The organism is Sphingomonas jatrophae, from assembly GCF_900113315.1.
GTDB classification, from domain to species: Bacteria; Pseudomonadota; Alphaproteobacteria; order Sphingomonadales; family Sphingomonadaceae; genus Sphingomonas_P; species Sphingomonas_P jatrophae.
The window spans coordinates 73907-89505 of record NZ_FOZG01000001.1 but is presented as its reverse complement, the minus strand read 5'-3'; the positions used below and the strand labels follow the sequence as shown (position 1 = coordinate 89505).

Below are 15599 nucleotides of genomic sequence, written 5' to 3'. Positions count from 1 at the left end.
GACTGACGCGGACGGGGCCGTTCGGCGCGGGCGTGCGACGAACCGGCGGCGCCGCATGCCGGCGGACGCGCGCCGGACACAAGGCGCCGCTTGCAGCCCCCAAGGCCGCGCGGCTTCAGTCGCTCGAACGGAATCTCTCCGTGCCCCGGCCATCCCCTGGACCAAAGCAATGAGCGACGCACGCCGGCAGGTCTCCTGGCTCGCGGGTCAAGGCCTGATGCACGCCTTCCCAGGTTTCCCCAGTGGCTGCCCCGGATCGCTCCGGAGCCTGCACATCATGCTCGCCGCTTACAGTTGCAGGGACAGCCGCGGATTGAGGGGCGAAACGCCCCCGCACCGCATTCCCGTTTAAGCCCCCGAGAGGGCACCGGCGCGATCATCTCGGACCGGGACGGACCCGATCCGCGGCGGCCTCTAGCGGAACATGGGGCGCGGCGGAACTGATTTGTGCAATGCCGCGAGAGGCGGCTAAGGCGCCGGCCGACATGGATGGGCCCGCGACCGACTTCAGCCGCCACGGCGGCCGCCTCGACGATGCGATGCGGGCGTGGCCGCACGCCCCGCGGCCGTGGCTAGACCTGTCGACCGGCATCAACCCGGTGGCGTGGGTGCCGCCCGCCTATCTGGCCATCGATCCCGGTCCGCTGCCGACCGTCGCCGCACTGCGGACGCTTGAGGCGGCAGCGGCGGCGCATTTCGGCGTGGCGGCGGAGCGGGTCGCGGCGGTGCCGGGGAGCGAGGTGGCGCTGCGGCTGATCCGTGCGATCGGCCTGCCCGGCCCGGTCGTCTGCGCACGGCCGAGCTATGGCACGCATGTCGAGGTTGCGGCGCGACAGGCACCGGCGGCGGCGCTGCTAGCGGACGGCGGCATCGCGGGGACGCTGCTGCTGGCCAACCCGAACAATCCCGACGGGCGCGTGCTGGAGGCGGACGATCTGCTGCGGCGGGCGCACGCGCAGGCGGCAGCGGGCGGCTGGCTGGCGGTGGACGAGGCGTTTGCCGACGTGTCGGCGGGTTCGAGCATCGGCGCGCGGATCGGGGCCGATGCGCCGGTTGTGGTGTTCCGGTCCTTCGGCAAGTTCTTCGGGCTGGCGGGGGTGCGGCTGGGCTTCGTCATCGCGCCGGAGCCGGTGCTGGTGCGGCTGCGCGGGTTGCTGGGGGATTGGCCGGTCTCCGCGCAGGCGATCGCTTGGGGTACGGCGGCCTATGCGGACGCGGCGTGGATCGGCGCGACGAGGAGCTGGCTCGCGGAGCAGGCGGCTGCACTCGACGCACTGCTGGCGCGGCACGGGCTGACCGCGCGGGGGGAGTGCCCGCTGTTCCGGCTGATCGAGCATGACGATGCGGGCGGGCTGTTCGCGCGGCTGGCGGGAGCGGGCATCCTCGTCCGCCCCTTTGCGGCCGAGCCGCGCTGGCTGCGCTTCGGCTTGCCCGGCGATGCGGCGGCGATGAGCCGGCTGGACGCGGCGCTTGGCTGAGCCGGTCGCGCTGGCGGCACTGGCGGTGGAGGCGTCGTTCGGCTGGCCGGCGTGGCTCTATGCGCGGGTCGGCCATCCGGTGGGCGGCTTCGCGCGCTTCATCGGCTGGGCGGAGCGGCGCTGGAACCGCACCGAGCGCGGCGAGCGCGCGCGGCGGATGGCGGGTGTCGCGACCGTCACCGGCCTGATCGGCGGCGCGGTGCTGGCAGGCCTGCTGCTCGAAGCCGCGGCGCGCGCGCTGCTCGGCACCGGCTGGTGGGTGGCGGCGGCGTTGCTCGCGTGGCCGGGGCTGGCGGCACGGAGCCTGCTCGATCATGTCCGGCCCGTCGCTATCGCGCTGGATGCGGGCGACATGGCGGCGGCGCGGTCAGCGGTGGCGCAGATCGTCGGGCGCGACGTGGCGGCGTTGGATGCCGGCGGCGTGGCGCGGGCGGGGATCGAGAGCCTGGCGGAGAGCTTCTGCGACGGGGTGGTCGCGCCCTTGTTCTGGCTGTTGCTGCTCGGCCTGCCGGGCCTGTGGGCGTACAAGGCGATCAACACCGCCGACAGCCTGATCGGCCACAGGGAGCCGCGCTGGCGCGCCTTCGGCTGGGCGGCGGCGCGGACGGATGACCTGCTCAACATTGCGCCTGCGCGCATTGCGGGCGTGCTGCTGTGCCTTGCCGGGGGCGGCGGCTGGCGGGTGATGTGGCGCGATTGCCGGGCGCACGCCTCGCCCAATGCCGGCTGGCCCGAGGCGGCGATGGCGGGCGCGCTCGGCGTCGCGCTAGCGGGGCCGGTCGCCTATGATGGGGTGGTGCAGGCGAAGGCATGGATCGGCGCGGGCAGCCGCCCGGCACAGGCGGGCGATCTGCGCCGCGCGCTCGCTATCTATCTGCGCGCGTGCGGGCTGCTGGCGCTGATCGCGGGAGGTGTCGCGTGGGCGCGCTGATGCTGCAGGGCACCGGATCGGACGTCGGCAAGTCGGTGCTGGTCGCCGGTTTGTGCCGTGCCCTCAGCAATCGCGGCCTGACCGTTCGGCCGTTCAAGCCGCAGAATATGAGCAACAACGCCGCCGTCACTGCCGATGGCGGCGAGATCGGCCGCGCGCAGGCGACGCAGGCGCTGGCGGCGCGGGTGGCGCCCAGCGTCGACATGAACCCGGTGCTGCTGAAACCGCAGGGCGACCGCACGTCGCAGCTGATCGTCCGCGGGCAGGTGCGCGGCACGCTGGCGGCGGCGAACTGGCGCGAGGGGCGGATCGGCTTGCTGGCGGAGGTGCTGGAGAGCTTCGGGCGGCTCGAGGCCCAGGCGGATATCGTGCTGGTCGAGGGGGCGGGATCGCCGGCCGAGATCAACCTGCGTGCGGGCGACATCGCCAATATGGGCTTTGCCCGCGCGGCGGGCGTGCCGGTGGTGCTGGCGGGCGATATCGACCGGGGCGGCGTGATCGCCTCGCTGGTCGGCACGCATGCGGTGATCGACCCGGCCGATGCGGCGATGATCCGTGGCTTCCTGATCAACAAGTTTCGGGGCGATCCGGCGCTGTTCGCCGACGGCATGGCGGCGGTGGCCGAGCGGACCGGCTGGGCGCCGCTCGGCCTCGTGCCGTGGCTCGGCGCGGCGCGGCGGCTGCCGAGCGAGGATGCGGTGGTGCTGGAGCGGCCTGCCGCTGCCGCGCATGGCAAGGTGGTGATCGCCTGCCCAATCACGCCGCGCATCGCCAATTTCGACGATCTCGATCCGCTGCGGCTGGAGCCGGGCGTCGAGCTGGTGATGGTGCCGCCCGGGCAGCCGATCCCGGAGGCCGCGCTGATCCTGCTTGCGGGATCGAAGGCGACATGCGCCGATCTCCGCTTCCTGCGGGCGCAGGGCTGGGACATCGACATCCTCGCGCATCACCGCCGCGGGCGGCCGGTGCTCGGCCTGTGCGGTGGCTATCAGATGCTCGGCCGCAGCGTCGCCGACCCGCACGGGATCGAGGGGCCGGCGGGGAGCGAGGCGGGGCTCGGCCTGCTTGACGTGGAGACGGTGTTGAGTGGCGACAAGACGGTGCGTGAGGTGCGGGGGACCGCGCTGGGCGTGCCGTTCGCGGGGTATGAGATCCACCTCGGCGAGACGCGCGGGGCCGATAGGGCGCGGCCGCTCGGCCACCTGGGCGATGGCACGCCCGAGGGGGCGATGAGCGCGGACGGGCTGGTGGCGGGCAGCTACGTCCACGGGCTGCTGGGGCTGGCGGCGCAGCGGCGCGCGTGGCTGGCGCGGATCGGGGTGGCGGCGGCGGGGCCGGACCATGCGGCCGACGTCGATGCGGCGCTGGACGAGATTGCCGACGTGCTGGAGCGCCATCTCGACGTGGACGCGCTGCTGGCGATTGCGGGCGTCTAGAGCGGTTTCGAGGCAGGTGGAATCGCCTGGCGGCTCGGAGACTGCGGCGAGCAAACATTAACTTGAGCGGCTTCCGATCCGGTGCAACCGGATCGAGAACCGCTTCAAACGAGCGTGGCGGCGACGAGCAGCAGGCCCGTCTCGGTCAGCTCGATTCCTGCCCCATGGACGTCGCCGGTCATGCCGCCCAGCCGGCGGCGCACCCACGCGGCGAGGCCGAGGATCAGCAGTGGCGTGGCGAGCAGAGCGGGCACGGCGACGCACGCGGCCGCGAGCAGCAGGCCCCAGCCGATCAGGTCGCGCGCGCGCACCGCACCGGTGATTGCGGCGCCTAGCCCTTCCGCCTTGAGCGGCGGCAGGAGCCGCGCCCAGACGAGCGGCCCGATCCGCGCGGCGGCGGGGATGGCCAGCACAGCGGGCCAGCCGTGCGGCAGCAGCAGGTGGAGCGCGATGAGCTTGGCGGCGAGCTGGAGCGTGATCGCGACCACCGCGAAGCTGCCGGCGTGCGGATCCGCCATCACCGCCAGCAACCGATCGCGATTCCCGTGCGCCGCGCCGAGACCGTCGGCAAGGTCGCCGAGGCCGTCGAGGTGCAGCGCGCCGGTCAGCCACACCCACACGACAAGCGCCGCGAGCGCGCCGAGCCAGGGGTCGATCTGCGCACCCGCCCAGCCCGCACCGGCGACAAGCAGGCCGAGTGCGGCACCGACCAGCGGATAGAGCCGCACCGCCGCGGCGAAATCCCCGTCACGCGGGGTAACGGGCGGCATGGGCAGGCGGGTGAGGAAGGCGAAGGCGAGCGCCAGCCGCCTCACGGCCACAGCCCGGCAATCTGTGCGCGGCGCGGGCTTCCCTCCCATACGGTCAAGGCGAGCAGCGAGGCGCAGGGCAGCTCGAAGCTCCAGGTTTGCGCGAGGGAGAGGCCGCACAGGCCGTGCAATGCCGCCCGCATCGCGCCGCCATGAGTCACCACCAAGGTCGGCTCGGCCGGGAGCGCCGCGACCGCTTCGGCAACGCGCGCGGCCAGCGCGGACCAGCCCTCGCCACCCGGCGGCGGATAGAGATCGGGATCGTCCCAGAAGCGGGCGAGCGCGGCAGGCTCCACCTCCGCCGCGGTCAGCCCGTCCCACGCGCCGAAATCGAGCTCGCGCCAGCGCGGATCGAGCTGCGGCGTGCCGATCGCCTCGGCGCAGGCGCGCGCGCGGGCGAGATCGGACGAGACGAGGCGGACCGGGCCGAGCCCCTCGGCCTGCGCGGCACAAGCGGCGATGCCGGCGGGGCTCGCCTGCTCGTCGCCATGGCCGAGCAGGCGGCCTTCGGTGAGCGGCGCGCCGTGGCGCAGCAGGTAGAGCGGGAAGCTGCCCACGTGGTTATTCGACGAGCAGGCCCGGCGGCGGCGTGCGGGTGATGAAGTGGCCCTTCACCCCCTCCGGCCACTCGCGAAACGGCACCTGCCCCCACTCGCTCGCCGCATAGGCACGCGCATAATCGAGAATGGCGCGCGCCGCGTCCGCATCGGGGGTGAAGCGGCCGAGGACGTAGCCGACCTTGCCGGGCGCACGCAGGTGGATCGTGCAATAATCCTTGCACGCGAACAGGCAGGGCATCTCCTCCACCGCCACCTCGGCATAGGCCGGATCGGACGCCTGCACCGCCCGCAGCGCCTCCGCCAGCCGCGCGCCGCCGCGCACGCCCGCGGCGTCGCCCTGCGTGTGGGCCGAGAAGCGGCAGGTGTTGCACGCGACCACCGCCGCGCCGGCAGCCCCCGGCTTCAGCGCCATCAGAATCGTCCCCTCAACCCCGCATAGACGCTGCGACCCAGCGTGTTGTAGCGATAGACGGTCTGGTAGGACTCGTCGAACAGGTTCTCCGCCCGCACGAAGAGGCGGAGTTGCGGCGACACCGGCAGTTCGGCGCGAACGTCGACCAGAGTGTAATCGTCCAGACGCGTGGTGTTGGCGGCATTGTCGTAGGACAGGCCCGCCCAGCGCACCGCCGCGCCCAGGGAGGCGCCGCCGGGCAGCGTGTAGCTGGCGGCGATATTCCAGGCGTGGCGCGGACGGCGCGGCAACTGGTTGCCGGCATTGGCGGAGCCGGGTGAGCAATCCTCGGACAGCGTCCAGCTGTAATTGCCGTCGAGCGTCAGCCGCTCGCCGAGCGCGAACCTGGCGCTCGCCTCGATCCCTCGCGCAAAGGCCCGCGAGACATTCTCGTAATAGCCCGAACGGCGCTGCGTCGTGCTGCCGGGGACGAGGCAGAGCGGGTTGCGGCTGGCGGCGGTGCAGCTGGCGAAGATGATGAGGTCATTTGAGCGGCGTTCGAAATAGGTGGCGCCGATGGCGGCGCGGCCATCCAGCAGCCGCTGCTCGGCCCCCGCCTCCCAGCCCTTGGCCCGCTCGGGCGCGAGCGCGCGGTTCCCGAATTCGGAGAAGAGCTGGTAGAGCGTCGGCGCCTTGAAGCCTTCTGACCAGTTGCCGCGGAGCGTCGTGCCGGTCGGCAGCGTCCAGACGGCACCGCCGGCGAACAGAGTGCGGCTGCCGAAGCGGCTGTGATCGTCGTTGCGGACACCGCCGGTGAGCGTCAGCCCCTCGATCGGCGACGCGCTGAGCTGGCCGTAGACGCTGGTGATGCCGGCTTTCCCGCGCGCGGGCGCCGGCACCGCCGCGGCGAGGCTGGCAGGGGGCGAGACGCTGCGGAAGCGGCTGCGCTCATCCTCCACGCCGAACAGCGCGTCGATGCCGTCCGAAATTGCAAGGCTGCCCTGATATTCCAGCCGCTCGGTGCGGCCGGCGCTGTCGAACGTCTGCGCGCGGGCGCGCGTCGGGTTGTAATTGTCGCGGTCGGTATCGGTGTAACCATAGGCGAAGCGGTTGCGCAGGCGCCCGTCCAGCAGATCGAGATTGACGCCGGCATAGCCGACGAATTCTCTGTTGAGGCCATATTCGAGGCTGTCGCCGGTGGTGGCGTCGATCTCCGTCCGGCCATGCGAATAATAGCCGCGCGCCTCGACGCTGAGGCCGGGCGCGAGATCGAGCAGGGCGCGGCCGGTGGCGCTCTGGCTGCGATAGCCGTCGCGCTCGCGCCCGCCGAACGCCGGATCGATTGCGGAGATGCCGTCTGTCGCAAAGGCCTGCGCGCCGATGCGCCACGCCAGCGGCCCCGTTCGCCCGCCGAGGGCCGCCCGGCCGCTCACCGTCTCGCGGCTGCCTGCCTCCACGTCGAAGCTGCCTTCCAGCTTCTTGTCCGGCAACGGCGTGACGATATTGACGACGCCGCCGATCGCCTGGCTGCCCCACAGGATCGACTGCGGCCCGCGCAGTACCTCGATCCGGCTGGCGTCACCGGTGAGCAGATTGGCGAAATTATAGCCGCCGCCGGCAGAGGCCGGATCGTTCAGCTTCACGCCGTCGATCACCACCACCGTCTGCTCGCTCTCCGCCCCGCGGATGCGCAGCTGCGTCGTCGTACCGAAGCCGCCGTTGCGCGAGAGGGACACGCCGGGCGTGCGCAGCAGCAGATCGGCGACCGAGAGATCGCCCGCCCGGTCGATCGCCGCCTTGTCCAGCACCGTCACCGACGCGACGACTCGGTCCGCCGCGACGGGCCCACGATTGGCGGTGATGACGACCGCTTCATCCCCCGCCGGCAACGCGGCGGCATCGGGCCGCGGCGCCTCCTGCGCGAGGGCGGGCGCGGCGAGCAGGCAGCCGAACGCATAGACCAGACGATTCATGTAACCCCCAGATTGAAAGCGAGAAATGGCGTCAGCCGAGACGCCGCAGCGGGATCACGGCGCCGCCCTCGAACGCCGCCTCCACGCGGTAGACCTGTGCGAGCAGCGCGGGCGTGAGCACCGCACCGGGCGGCCCGTCGGCCACCAGCCGGCCGCCATCCATCACCAGCAGCCGATCGCAGAAGCGTGCGGCCAGGCCGAGATCGTGCAGCACCGCGATGACCAGCCGCCCGGCGGCGGCCTCGCCGCGGAGCAGCTCCATGCCGTGCAGCTGATGCTCGGGATCGAGGCTGGCGAGCGGTTCGTCCGCCACCAGCACCGGCGCCTCGACCGCCAGCGCGCGGGCGAGCAGCACCCGCGCCCGCTCGCCCCCTGACAGCTCGGTGGCGGTGCGATCGGCGAGGTGCGTGACCTCGGCCCGATCCATCGCGCGGGCGACGGCGGCGCGATCCGCCTCGCCGATCCGCGAGAAGGGGCCGAGATGCGGCAGCCGGCCGAGCGCAACGAGCCGCTCGACGCCGAGCGGCCAGTGCAAGGTCTGGCCCTGCGGCAGATAGGCGATGGTCCGCGCCACCTGCGCGCGCGGCATGGCGGCGACGGGCTCGCCCTCCAGCAGCACGCGGCCGCGGGCGGGCAGCAGGCCGACCAGTGCGCGGATCAGCGTCGACTTGCCCGCGCCGTTCGGCCCCAGCACGCCGACCAAAGTGCCGCCCTCCAGCCGCGCGGACACGCCATGCACGACGTCGCGCCCGCCGAGCGTGACACCGACATCCTCCGCGACGAGGCTCACCACAGGCGCCTCGCGCGGAGCAGGTGGACGAGGAACAGCGGCACGCCGAGGAAGGCGGTGACGACGCCCAGCTTCAGCTCGTTGGCGGTCGGCACCAGCCGCACCAGCAGGTCGGCAAGCGACAGCAGCGCCGCGCCGCCCAGCGCGCTCGGCCACAGCACGGCAGACGGGCTCCGGTCGGTCAGCGGGCGGATGAGGTGCGGCACGATCAGGCCGACGAAGCCGATCGAGCCCGACACCGCCACCGCCCCGCCGACGCCGATGCCGACGCCCGCCAGCAGCCGCGCGCGCGTGCGGCGAAGGTCCACGCCGAGGGCGGCGGCACCGTCCTCGCCCAGCGTCAGCGCGTCGAGTGCGCGCCCCTGCCCCGCCAGCAGCGCCATGCCGATGACGATCGGCGGCGCGGCGAGCAGCACATGGCTGAAGGCGCGATCCTCAAGGCTGCCGAGGAGCCAGCTGGTAATCTCCATCGCGGCGAACGGATTGGGCGCGAGATTGAGGGCGAGGCTGATGCCCGCCAGCGTCATTGTGGAGATGGCGATACCGGCGAGGATAAGGGTGAGCGGGCTCTCGCCCCCGCCCGCCAGCAGAAACAGGATGACGAGGCTGACCAGCGCGCCGGCGACGGCGAGCAGCGGCAACACCGCGGGATGCAGCTCCGCTAGTCCGAAATAGAGGGCGACGACGGCGCCGAGCGCCGCACCGTTGGACGCGCCGAGCACCGACGGCTCCGCCAGGGGATTGCGCAGATAGCCCTGTAGCGCAGCACCAGCGAGGCCGAGCATCGCGCCAACCATCAGCCCCAGCAGCGCACGCGGCAGGCGCAGCTCGACCAGGATCGCGCGCTCGACGGGATCACCATGGCCGGCAAGGGCTGCCAGCGCCCGCCCCGGCGGGATCGCGGCGCTGCCGACCGCAATCGACAGCGTGGCCGAGACGATGACAAGCAGGATCAGCGCCGGCCAGCGCCAGCGTCGTAATAAGTTCACGCCTCGCCTTTCGCGTCCGGCCTGCCCGTCGCGAGATGCGTCCCGGGCGGGGCGGCCCCTAGCGGAGGATCGCGTCGCCATGCAAAGGCTAAATCATGCGTCGCTTCCTCTGTCTGCCGTTGATCGCCCTGCTGCTGGGCGCCGCACCGCCGCCGAAGCCGCAGCGCATCGTGTCGCTGAACCTGTGTGCCGACCAGTATCTGCTGGCGCTGGCCGATCCGGGGCAGATCGCCGCGCTGACGCAGTTCGCGCGTGATCCGCAGATGTCGGCGGGCGCGGCGGCGGCGGCGCGGCTGCCCGTTTCCAAGGGAACGGCGGAGGAGGTGCTGGCGCTGCGCCCCGATCTGCTGATCGCGACCCCCGGGCGGCGGCGCGAGACGATGGCGCGCTTGAAGGGCCGCAACATCGCCACGCTCGATCTGCCGTCGGCGGAGAGCTATGCCGACATCAAGCGGCAGGTGCGCGAGGTGGCGGCGGCGGTCGGCCATCCCGAGCGCGGCACCGCGCTGATCGCGCGGATGGATGCGCAGCTGGCGCGCATCCCGGCAACGGGGCGTGGGCGCGTGGCGGCCTATTACCAGCGGCGCGGCTTCCTGACGGGCACGGGCACGCTGGTGGACGAGCTGATGCGGCGCACGGGCCTCGTCAACTTGGCCGGGCGGCTGGATGCCTCGTCGCTGGCGCGCGTGCCGTTGGAGCGGATGGCGCTGGCGCGGCCGGACTTCCTCGTCGTCGAGAGCGCGACCGACCGCGTCGTCGATCAGGGCACCGAGATGCTGCACCACCCAGTGCTGGGCGCCACGCCGCGGCTGAAGCTGCCACAGGCGTGGACGGTGTGCGGCGGCCCCGCTTATGTGCGCGCGGCGGCAAGCCTGTCGCGTCAGGTGGCGGCGGTGCCGGTGCGAGCGACGCGCGGCTAACGTCTTGATCTGCATTACGTTGCGGAGCGGATCGGCGCCGGTATCGTTACGCCGCCGCATGATGCTTCCTTTCTCGCCCGCCCGGCCTTAGAGCGGCACCCGTGCACGCGGCCCGCGCCCTGATCCTGCGCCACCGGGCGCTCGCCGCGGCGCTGTTCGCCTGCGCGATGCTGCTGCGCCTGCTGGTGCCGGTGGGCTACATGCCCGTCGTCAGCGGCGGGACCATCCGGCTGGAGCTGTGCGCGGGCGTGATGCCGGTGAAGGCCGAGCCTGTCATGCACGGCATGCATCACGGCAAGCAGACACCGGGCGAGCACCCCAAGGCGGAGCAGCCCTGCGCCTTTGCCGGCCTGTCGATGCCCTCGCTCGGCGCGGCCGATCCGCTGCTGCTGGCGGCGGCCCTGCTGTTCGCCTTCCTCATCGCGCTGCGGCCAGCCTCTGCGCCCGCGCCGCGCCTCCGCGCGCGGCTGCGTCCGCCTCTGCGCGCGCCACCCGCCTTCGTCTGACCCGACAGACCGACCGGCAGCGCCGGTCCGCACGCCGCCGGAGACGCGGCTGCCCGCATGATCGCGCGGGCGCAACAGGGACATGACATGACGAAATGGATGATTGCGGGCGCCGCCCTGACGGCGCTCGGCTCGGCCGCGTCGGCGCAAGTCGGCGACGGGGCGGAGGCACGGCGCGCCGAACTGCTGCGGCAGCGCGCGCTGATTGATGAGCAATTGCGCGCGCTTGATACGCCCGTCGCGGCGGCTCCGGTGCGGGCGCCCTCACCCGCCCCTGCTACAGAGGTAGTCGTCACCGCCAAGGCGCTGTCGCTGACGACGCAGGTGCAGGGCCAGACGGTGACGACGGTGGACGACCGCGCCTTCCGCAACACGCCGGCGACGACGATCGCCGACATCGTCAAGCTCTCGCCGGGTGTCGCCGTGATCCAGGGCAATGGCCCGCGCGACGTAGGCGTATCGATCCGCGGATCGAATGCGCGCAACAGCTTCGGCGCGCGCAACATTCAGGTGTTCGAGGACGATTTCCCCGTCACCCAGCCGGACGGCCTCGCCCGCTTCGACCTGACCGATCCGCATGCGTACGGCGCGGTGGACGTGGTGCGTGGCCCCTCGTCCGCGCGCTACGGCAATTATGCGCTGGGCGGCGCGGTCAACTTCCGCACGCGGCGTGGGCGCGACATCGACGGGCTGGAAGCGGGCTTCGATGCCGGCGGGGATGGCTATGCCAATTTCTACGCGACGCTGGGTGGTGCGGGCGCAACGCACGAATACAGCCTGTTCGGCAGCTTCGCGCGCGCGGACGGCGCGACCGGGCACACCGGCTACGAGACGGGCACGATCAACGCTTACGGCACGTTCGAGCTCGGCGAGCGGGACCGGGTGGCCGCCAAGGTCATCTACAACGAAGGCGAGTTCCGCCTCTCCACCCGCCTGTCGTTCAACCAGTATCTGGCAAACCCCTATCAGCGCGGCTGCGAGGCGGCGGCCACGGCCGCGCCGGGCTGCGGCACGATCTCCGTCCTCGCCAATGGCGTGAACGGCGCGCGCATCGCTCAGACCGCAGCCGAAGGCGATCTCGCGCGCAATGACCGGCGGACGATTGCGGGGGTCCGCTACGAGCATGATTTCGGCCCGGCGACGGTGTGGCGCACGCAAGCGACGTTCGACAGCCGCGTCGTCAACCAGCCGACCAGCGCGACACCGTTCAAGGGCACGCTGGACAGCTATAACATCACGTCGGACGTGACCGATCGCGGCACGCTGCTCGGGCTGGAGGCGACGAGCTTCGTCCAGCTCTTCTACAATTATCTCGACAATCAGAGCTTCAGCTTCAACAAGACGCCGGCCGGCCGCAACGGCTTTGGTGCGCTGGTCAGCACGACATTCGGGGACGTGCGCAACATGGGCGCGCGGGCGCGCGAAGAGGTGCAGCTGACGCCCAAGCTGCGGCTGGTGGCAGGGATCGGCGCCGAACGCTCGATCATCAATCAGCGGCAAACGAGCTACGCCTATCCGCTGGGCGCAAGCCCGACGCAGACCTTGGTGCCGGCGCTCAGGCGCTTCTGGAACGTCGCGCCCGAGGCGGCGCTCGTCTGGCAGGCGCTGGATCCGGTGCGGCTGCATGCGCGGGTCGGCACCGGCTACGGCATTCCGCAGTCAGGCCAGCTGTTCGTCACGCCGGAGGGCGTGTTCGGCAACAACACCGCGCTCAAGGCACAGAGAAACACCGGCGTCGATGTAGGTGCCGAGATCACGCTGGGCGACACGCTGCGCGCCGAGATCACCGGCTATTATGAGTGGTTCCGCAACGAGTTGGTTAGCCAGTCTGCCGGCGTGAACCTGCAGGCCTATACGTCGAACGTGCCGCGTTCGGTGCATCGCGGGATCGAGATCGGCGTCGACTGGCAACCCCTGCCGGGCGCGCTGCCCGGCGCGAGGGTGCAGGCGAGCTACAGCTATAACGATCACCATTACACCGACTTTCAGGAGCGGCTGACCGCCGGCACCGTGTCGCGCCTGTTCGACCGGGAGGGCAATGCCATTCCTGGCGTGATCCCGACCTTCGTCAATGCGCTCGCCGCTTACGATCAGCCGGCGGGGCCGCTGGCCGGTCTCGGCGGCTTTGCCGAGGTGACGTACCGCGAGCGCTATTACATCGACAATGCCAATGCGCTGGCTGTGCCGGGCTACACTCTGGTCAACCTCAACCTGCATTACGATCCGCCTCGCGGCGACGGCTGGTGGTCGCGGGTCAGCCTGTTCGCCTCGGTGCAGAACCTGTTCGACAAGACCTATGTCGGCTCCGCCGGCATCGTCGCCAACAGCTTCGTCGCGGCGACCGGACAGGAAAATGGTGCGGCCGTGCTGCGCAACATCACGGGCAGCATCTATGCCGGGCAGCCGCGGACCTTGTTCGCCGGCGTCAAGACGAGGTTCTGAGCGATGCAGCGAACCCCCTCACGCGGGCTGACGCACGCGACTGTCTGGCGCTGGCATTTCTATGCCGGCCTGTTCTGCATCCCCTTCGTGCTGTGGCTGTCGATCACCGGCGCCATCTACCTGTTCCGCCCGCAGGTGGAGGCGTGGCTCGACCGCCCCTACGCGCATGTCGCCGCAGGGGGCGGCAGCGCCGGTGCGGCGGCGCAGGCCGCGGCGGCGGTGCGGGCGGTGCCGGGATCGGTGCTGCACCGCTACCAACTGCCGGAGACGCCGGCCCAGGCGGTGCAGGTGATCGTCGGACGGGGCACGCAGGAAACGCGCGTCTATGTCCACCCGCAAACGCTCGCCATCCTGAAGACGGTGGATGAGGACATGCGGCCGATGCGCGTCGTCTTCCGCCTGCATGGCGAGCTGCTGGCCGGCGCGGCCGGCTCCTACCTGGTCGAGCTGGCGGCCTCTTGGGCGATCGTGATGATCGTCACCGGCCTGTTCCTGTGGTGGCCGCGCGGTGGTGGCCTCGGCGGGGTCGTCTATCCGCGGCTGGGCGCCCGGGGGCGCCGCTTCTGGCGCGATCTGCACGGCGTCAGCGGCTTCTGGGTCTCGGCCTTTGCGCTGTTCCTGCTCGTCTCGGGCCTGCCCTGGGCGAAGAGCTGGGGCGGCTATCTGGGCACGGTGCGTGCGATCGTGGAAGGCCAGGCACCGAAGCAGGATTGGTCCAGCGGCCACACAGCGGAGCTGCGCAGCCGGGCGGCGGCGGATGCAGGCACACGTGCGATGATGGGGGAACATGCCGAACATGGCGGCATGACGATGGCGCACCCACCCACCTCCTATGGCCCGCTCGACCGGATCGTCGCCCGAGTGACGCCGCTCGCGCTCGCCGCCCCCGTGCTGGTCGCGCCGCCCACCGGACCGGATGCGCCCTGGACCGCCAAGTCGGACGCGGCGAACCGCCCTTTGCGGACCGACCTGACGCTGGACGGCGCAACCGGCGCCATCCTCTCCCGCAAGAATTTCGCGCAGCGCCGGCTGGTCGACCGGCTGGTTGGCTGGGGTGTGGCGATCCATGAGGGGCAGGCGTTCGGCTGGCTGAACCAGCTGCTCAACCTGCTGACCGCGATCGGCCTCGCGCTCGTCTCCGTCAGCAGCGTGGTCCTGTGGTGGCGGCGGCGGCCGGACGGGGTGCTGGGGGCGCCGCCTGCCGTAACGGGGCGTCGTGGCGGCTGGGGGCTGGCGGCGGGCATCGTGCTGCTCGGCGTGTTGCTGCCCCTGTTCGGCGCGACGCTGGTGGCGGTGCTGCTGATCGAGCGGCTGGTACTGCGGCGCTCCCCCGCGGCAAGCCGGTGGCTGGGCCTGTCCCCGCCGATTGCGGCAGCCGGGCGGACCGGCTAGCCGCAGCGGCGAGATGACCGACACCGCTCCCCAGCTGCACGACATAGCGCACGACGCTTTTACCACGTCGGTCGCGACGCTCGCCCGGTCGGTCGAGGCGAGCGGGTGGGCGCCGGACTATGTCGTCGGCGTCGGCCGCGGCGGGCTGGTGCCGGCTGTCTATCTCGCGCACCGGCTGGGGCGGCCGATGCTGTCGGTCGATCTCTCGGCAGGCGTCGCGGCCTTTGCCGCAGACCGGATCGGCCCGCTCGCGGCGATGAGCCGGGAGGGCACGCGCCTGCTGATCGTCGACGACATCAACGACAGCGGGCGCACCATTGCGGGCCTGCGCACCGCATTGTCGGCGGAAGGGGCGGATGCGGCGGCGATCCGCTTCGCCGTGCTGATCGACAATGCCCGCTCGGCCGCCACGGTGGACTACCGCGCCGAGACGATCGACCGCCATGCGGACAAGCGCTGGTTCGTCTTCCCGTGGGAAGCCATGGAGGATCGTGCCGCCATCGTCGCGGAAGCGCTGTCGGTGCCCGAACGGCTCGGCTGAGCGCAACCGGCGCCAGCCTCGCCGGTTGATCCCGGCAGGATTGCCGAGGATGCGAGCCATGGCCAAACAGTCGAAGGCGCAGAAGGACGTGATGGAACGCGTCCTGCACGAATATAAGGAAGGCGAGCTGGAGACCAGCGCCGGGCGAAAGGTGAAAAGCCGCAAGCAGGCGATCGCCATCGGCCTCAGCGAAGCGGGCGCCTCCAACCAGCAGACACCCGCCGAAAACCGCAAGCGCCTGAAACAGACCAAGGCGCGCGAGCGGGCGGACGAAAGCGGCCCCACGCGCGCCCAACTCTACGAGCAGGCGAAGAAGCGGGACATTCCCGGTCGCTCGAAGATGAGCAAGGCGGAGCTAGCGGAAGCGTTGAAGCGCTGAGCCGAACGGGCGGGCGAGTCTGCCCGCACTTATGTAATTCCTGCAAGTCGGCGTGTTCAGGC

The 15599-nt window shown here is 71.7% G+C and carries 15 protein-coding genes and 1 riboswitch; of the genes, 9 read left to right on the top strand and 6 right to left on the bottom strand.

Annotated features, from left to right (window positions below; translation table 11 throughout):
- Positions 1–168 precede the first annotated feature (168 nt).
- Positions 169–386: riboswitch (cobalamin riboswitch) on the bottom strand.
- 99 nt (positions 387–485) lie between these two features.
- Genes BM360_RS00340 through BM360_RS00330 form a run of 3 tightly spaced genes read left to right on the top strand, consistent with a single transcriptional unit; the run spans position 486 to position 3845 of the window.
- Positions 486–1478, top strand: coding sequence for an aminotransferase class I/II-fold pyridoxal phosphate-dependent enzyme (locus tag BM360_RS00340; RefSeq protein ID WP_093313506.1), 993 nt, complete (start codon positions 486–488; stop codon positions 1476–1478).
- Positions 1471–2409, top strand: coding sequence for an adenosylcobinamide-phosphate synthase CbiB (cbiB, locus tag BM360_RS00335; protein WP_093309245.1), 939 nt, complete (start codon positions 1471–1473; stop codon positions 2407–2409). Before BM360_RS00340 ends, cbiB begins: the two co-directional genes overlap by 8 nt.
- A complete protein-coding gene (locus BM360_RS00330) occupies positions 2397–3845 on the top strand; it encodes a cobyric acid synthase (protein ID WP_093309242.1) in 1449 nt (482 codons plus the stop codon). The genes cbiB and BM360_RS00330 overlap by 13 nt, the downstream gene beginning before the upstream one ends.
- A 104-nt stretch (positions 3846–3949) precedes the next feature.
- Here the strand turns inward: BM360_RS00330 and cobS are convergent, their stop codons facing one another.
- The 6 genes from cobS to BM360_RS00300 are packed head-to-tail and all read right to left on the bottom strand — an operon-like array spanning position 3950 to position 9357.
- Positions 3950–4660, bottom strand: coding sequence for an adenosylcobinamide-GDP ribazoletransferase (cobS, locus tag BM360_RS00325; RefSeq protein WP_093313504.1), 711 nt, complete (start codon positions 4658–4660; stop codon positions 3950–3952).
- Entirely contained in the window at positions 4657–5211 is a 555-nt protein-coding gene (locus BM360_RS00320; RefSeq protein WP_093309241.1) for a histidine phosphatase family protein, read from the bottom strand. Before BM360_RS00320 ends, cobS begins: the two co-directional genes overlap by 4 nt.
- Positions 5212–5215: 4 nt before the next feature.
- Positions 5216–5626, bottom strand: coding sequence for a DUF1636 domain-containing protein (locus BM360_RS00315; RefSeq protein ID WP_093309239.1), 411 nt, complete (start codon positions 5624–5626; stop codon positions 5216–5218).
- A complete protein-coding gene (locus tag BM360_RS00310) occupies positions 5626–7578 on the bottom strand; it encodes a TonB-dependent receptor plug domain-containing protein (protein WP_093309236.1) in 1953 nt (650 codons plus the stop codon). The genes BM360_RS00315 and BM360_RS00310 overlap by 1 nt, the downstream gene beginning before the upstream one ends.
- Before the next feature lie 31 nt (positions 7579–7609).
- A complete protein-coding gene (locus BM360_RS00305; RefSeq protein WP_093309233.1) occupies positions 7610–8371 on the bottom strand; it encodes an ABC transporter ATP-binding protein in 762 nt (253 codons plus the stop codon).
- Entirely contained in the window at positions 8365–9357 is a 993-nt protein-coding gene (locus BM360_RS00300) for a FecCD family ABC transporter permease (RefSeq protein WP_242653227.1), read from the bottom strand. Before BM360_RS00300 ends, BM360_RS00305 begins: the two co-directional genes overlap by 7 nt.
- A gap of 95 nt (positions 9358–9452) precedes the next feature.
- On the opposite strand from BM360_RS00300, the gene BM360_RS00295 reads away from it, so the two are divergent.
- From BM360_RS00295 to BM360_RS00270, 6 genes are all read left to right on the top strand, one after another.
- Positions 9453–10277: an ABC transporter substrate-binding protein gene (locus tag BM360_RS00295; protein WP_093309227.1), complete on the top strand. Its 825-nt coding sequence runs from the start codon at positions 9453–9455 to the stop codon at positions 10275–10277.
- Between the two features lie 101 nt (positions 10278–10378).
- On the top strand, positions 10379–10783 hold the full coding sequence (locus BM360_RS00290; protein WP_093309224.1) for a DUF2946 family protein: 405 nt from the start codon (positions 10379–10381) through the stop codon (positions 10781–10783).
- A gap of 87 nt (positions 10784–10870) precedes the next feature.
- Positions 10871–13225 (top strand): TonB-dependent receptor family protein, encoded by a 2355-nt coding sequence (locus BM360_RS00285; RefSeq protein WP_093309222.1) that lies wholly within the window; start codon positions 10871–10873, stop codon positions 13223–13225.
- A gap of 3 nt (positions 13226–13228) precedes the next feature.
- Positions 13229–14617: a PepSY-associated TM helix domain-containing protein gene (locus BM360_RS00280; protein ID WP_093309220.1), complete on the top strand. Its 1389-nt coding sequence runs from the start codon at positions 13229–13231 to the stop codon at positions 14615–14617.
- A 13-nt stretch (positions 14618–14630) separates the two neighbouring features.
- Positions 14631–15158 (top strand): phosphoribosyltransferase, encoded by a 528-nt coding sequence (locus tag BM360_RS00275; protein ID WP_093313502.1) that lies wholly within the window; start codon positions 14631–14633, stop codon positions 15156–15158.
- A 58-nt stretch (positions 15159–15216) separates the two neighbouring features.
- The gene (locus BM360_RS00270; protein ID WP_093309219.1) at positions 15217–15537 is read left to right on the top strand and encodes a DUF6496 domain-containing protein; all 321 of its coding nucleotides are present in this window, start codon (positions 15217–15219) and stop codon (positions 15535–15537) included.
- Positions 15538–15599 lie beyond the last annotated feature (62 nt).

Excerpts from the sequence above, each read along its gene's own strand:
- BM360_RS00340 (WP_093313506.1), top strand. The coding sequence starts at position 486 with ATGGATGGGCCCGCGACCGACTTCAGCCGCCACGGCGGCCGCCTCGAC.
- BM360_RS00315 (WP_093309239.1), bottom strand. The coding sequence starts at position 5,626 with ATGGCGCTGAAGCCGGGGGCTGCCGGCGCGGCGGTGGTCGCGTGCAAC.
- BM360_RS00310 (WP_093309236.1), bottom strand. The coding sequence starts at position 7,578 with ATGAATCGTCTGGTCTATGCGTTCGGCTGCCTGCTCGCCGCGCCCGCC.
- BM360_RS00295 (WP_093309227.1), top strand. The coding sequence starts at position 9,453 with ATGCGTCGCTTCCTCTGTCTGCCGTTGATCGCCCTGCTGCTGGGCGCC.
- BM360_RS00285 (WP_093309222.1), top strand. The coding sequence starts at position 10,871 with ATGACGAAATGGATGATTGCGGGCGCCGCCCTGACGGCGCTCGGCTCG.
- BM360_RS00280 (WP_093309220.1), top strand. The coding sequence starts at position 13,229 with ATGCAGCGAACCCCCTCACGCGGGCTGACGCACGCGACTGTCTGGCGC.
- BM360_RS00275 (WP_093313502.1), top strand. The coding sequence starts at position 14,631 with ATGACCGACACCGCTCCCCAGCTGCACGACATAGCGCACGACGCTTTT.
- BM360_RS00270 (WP_093309219.1), top strand. The coding sequence starts at position 15,217 with ATGGCCAAACAGTCGAAGGCGCAGAAGGACGTGATGGAACGCGTCCTG.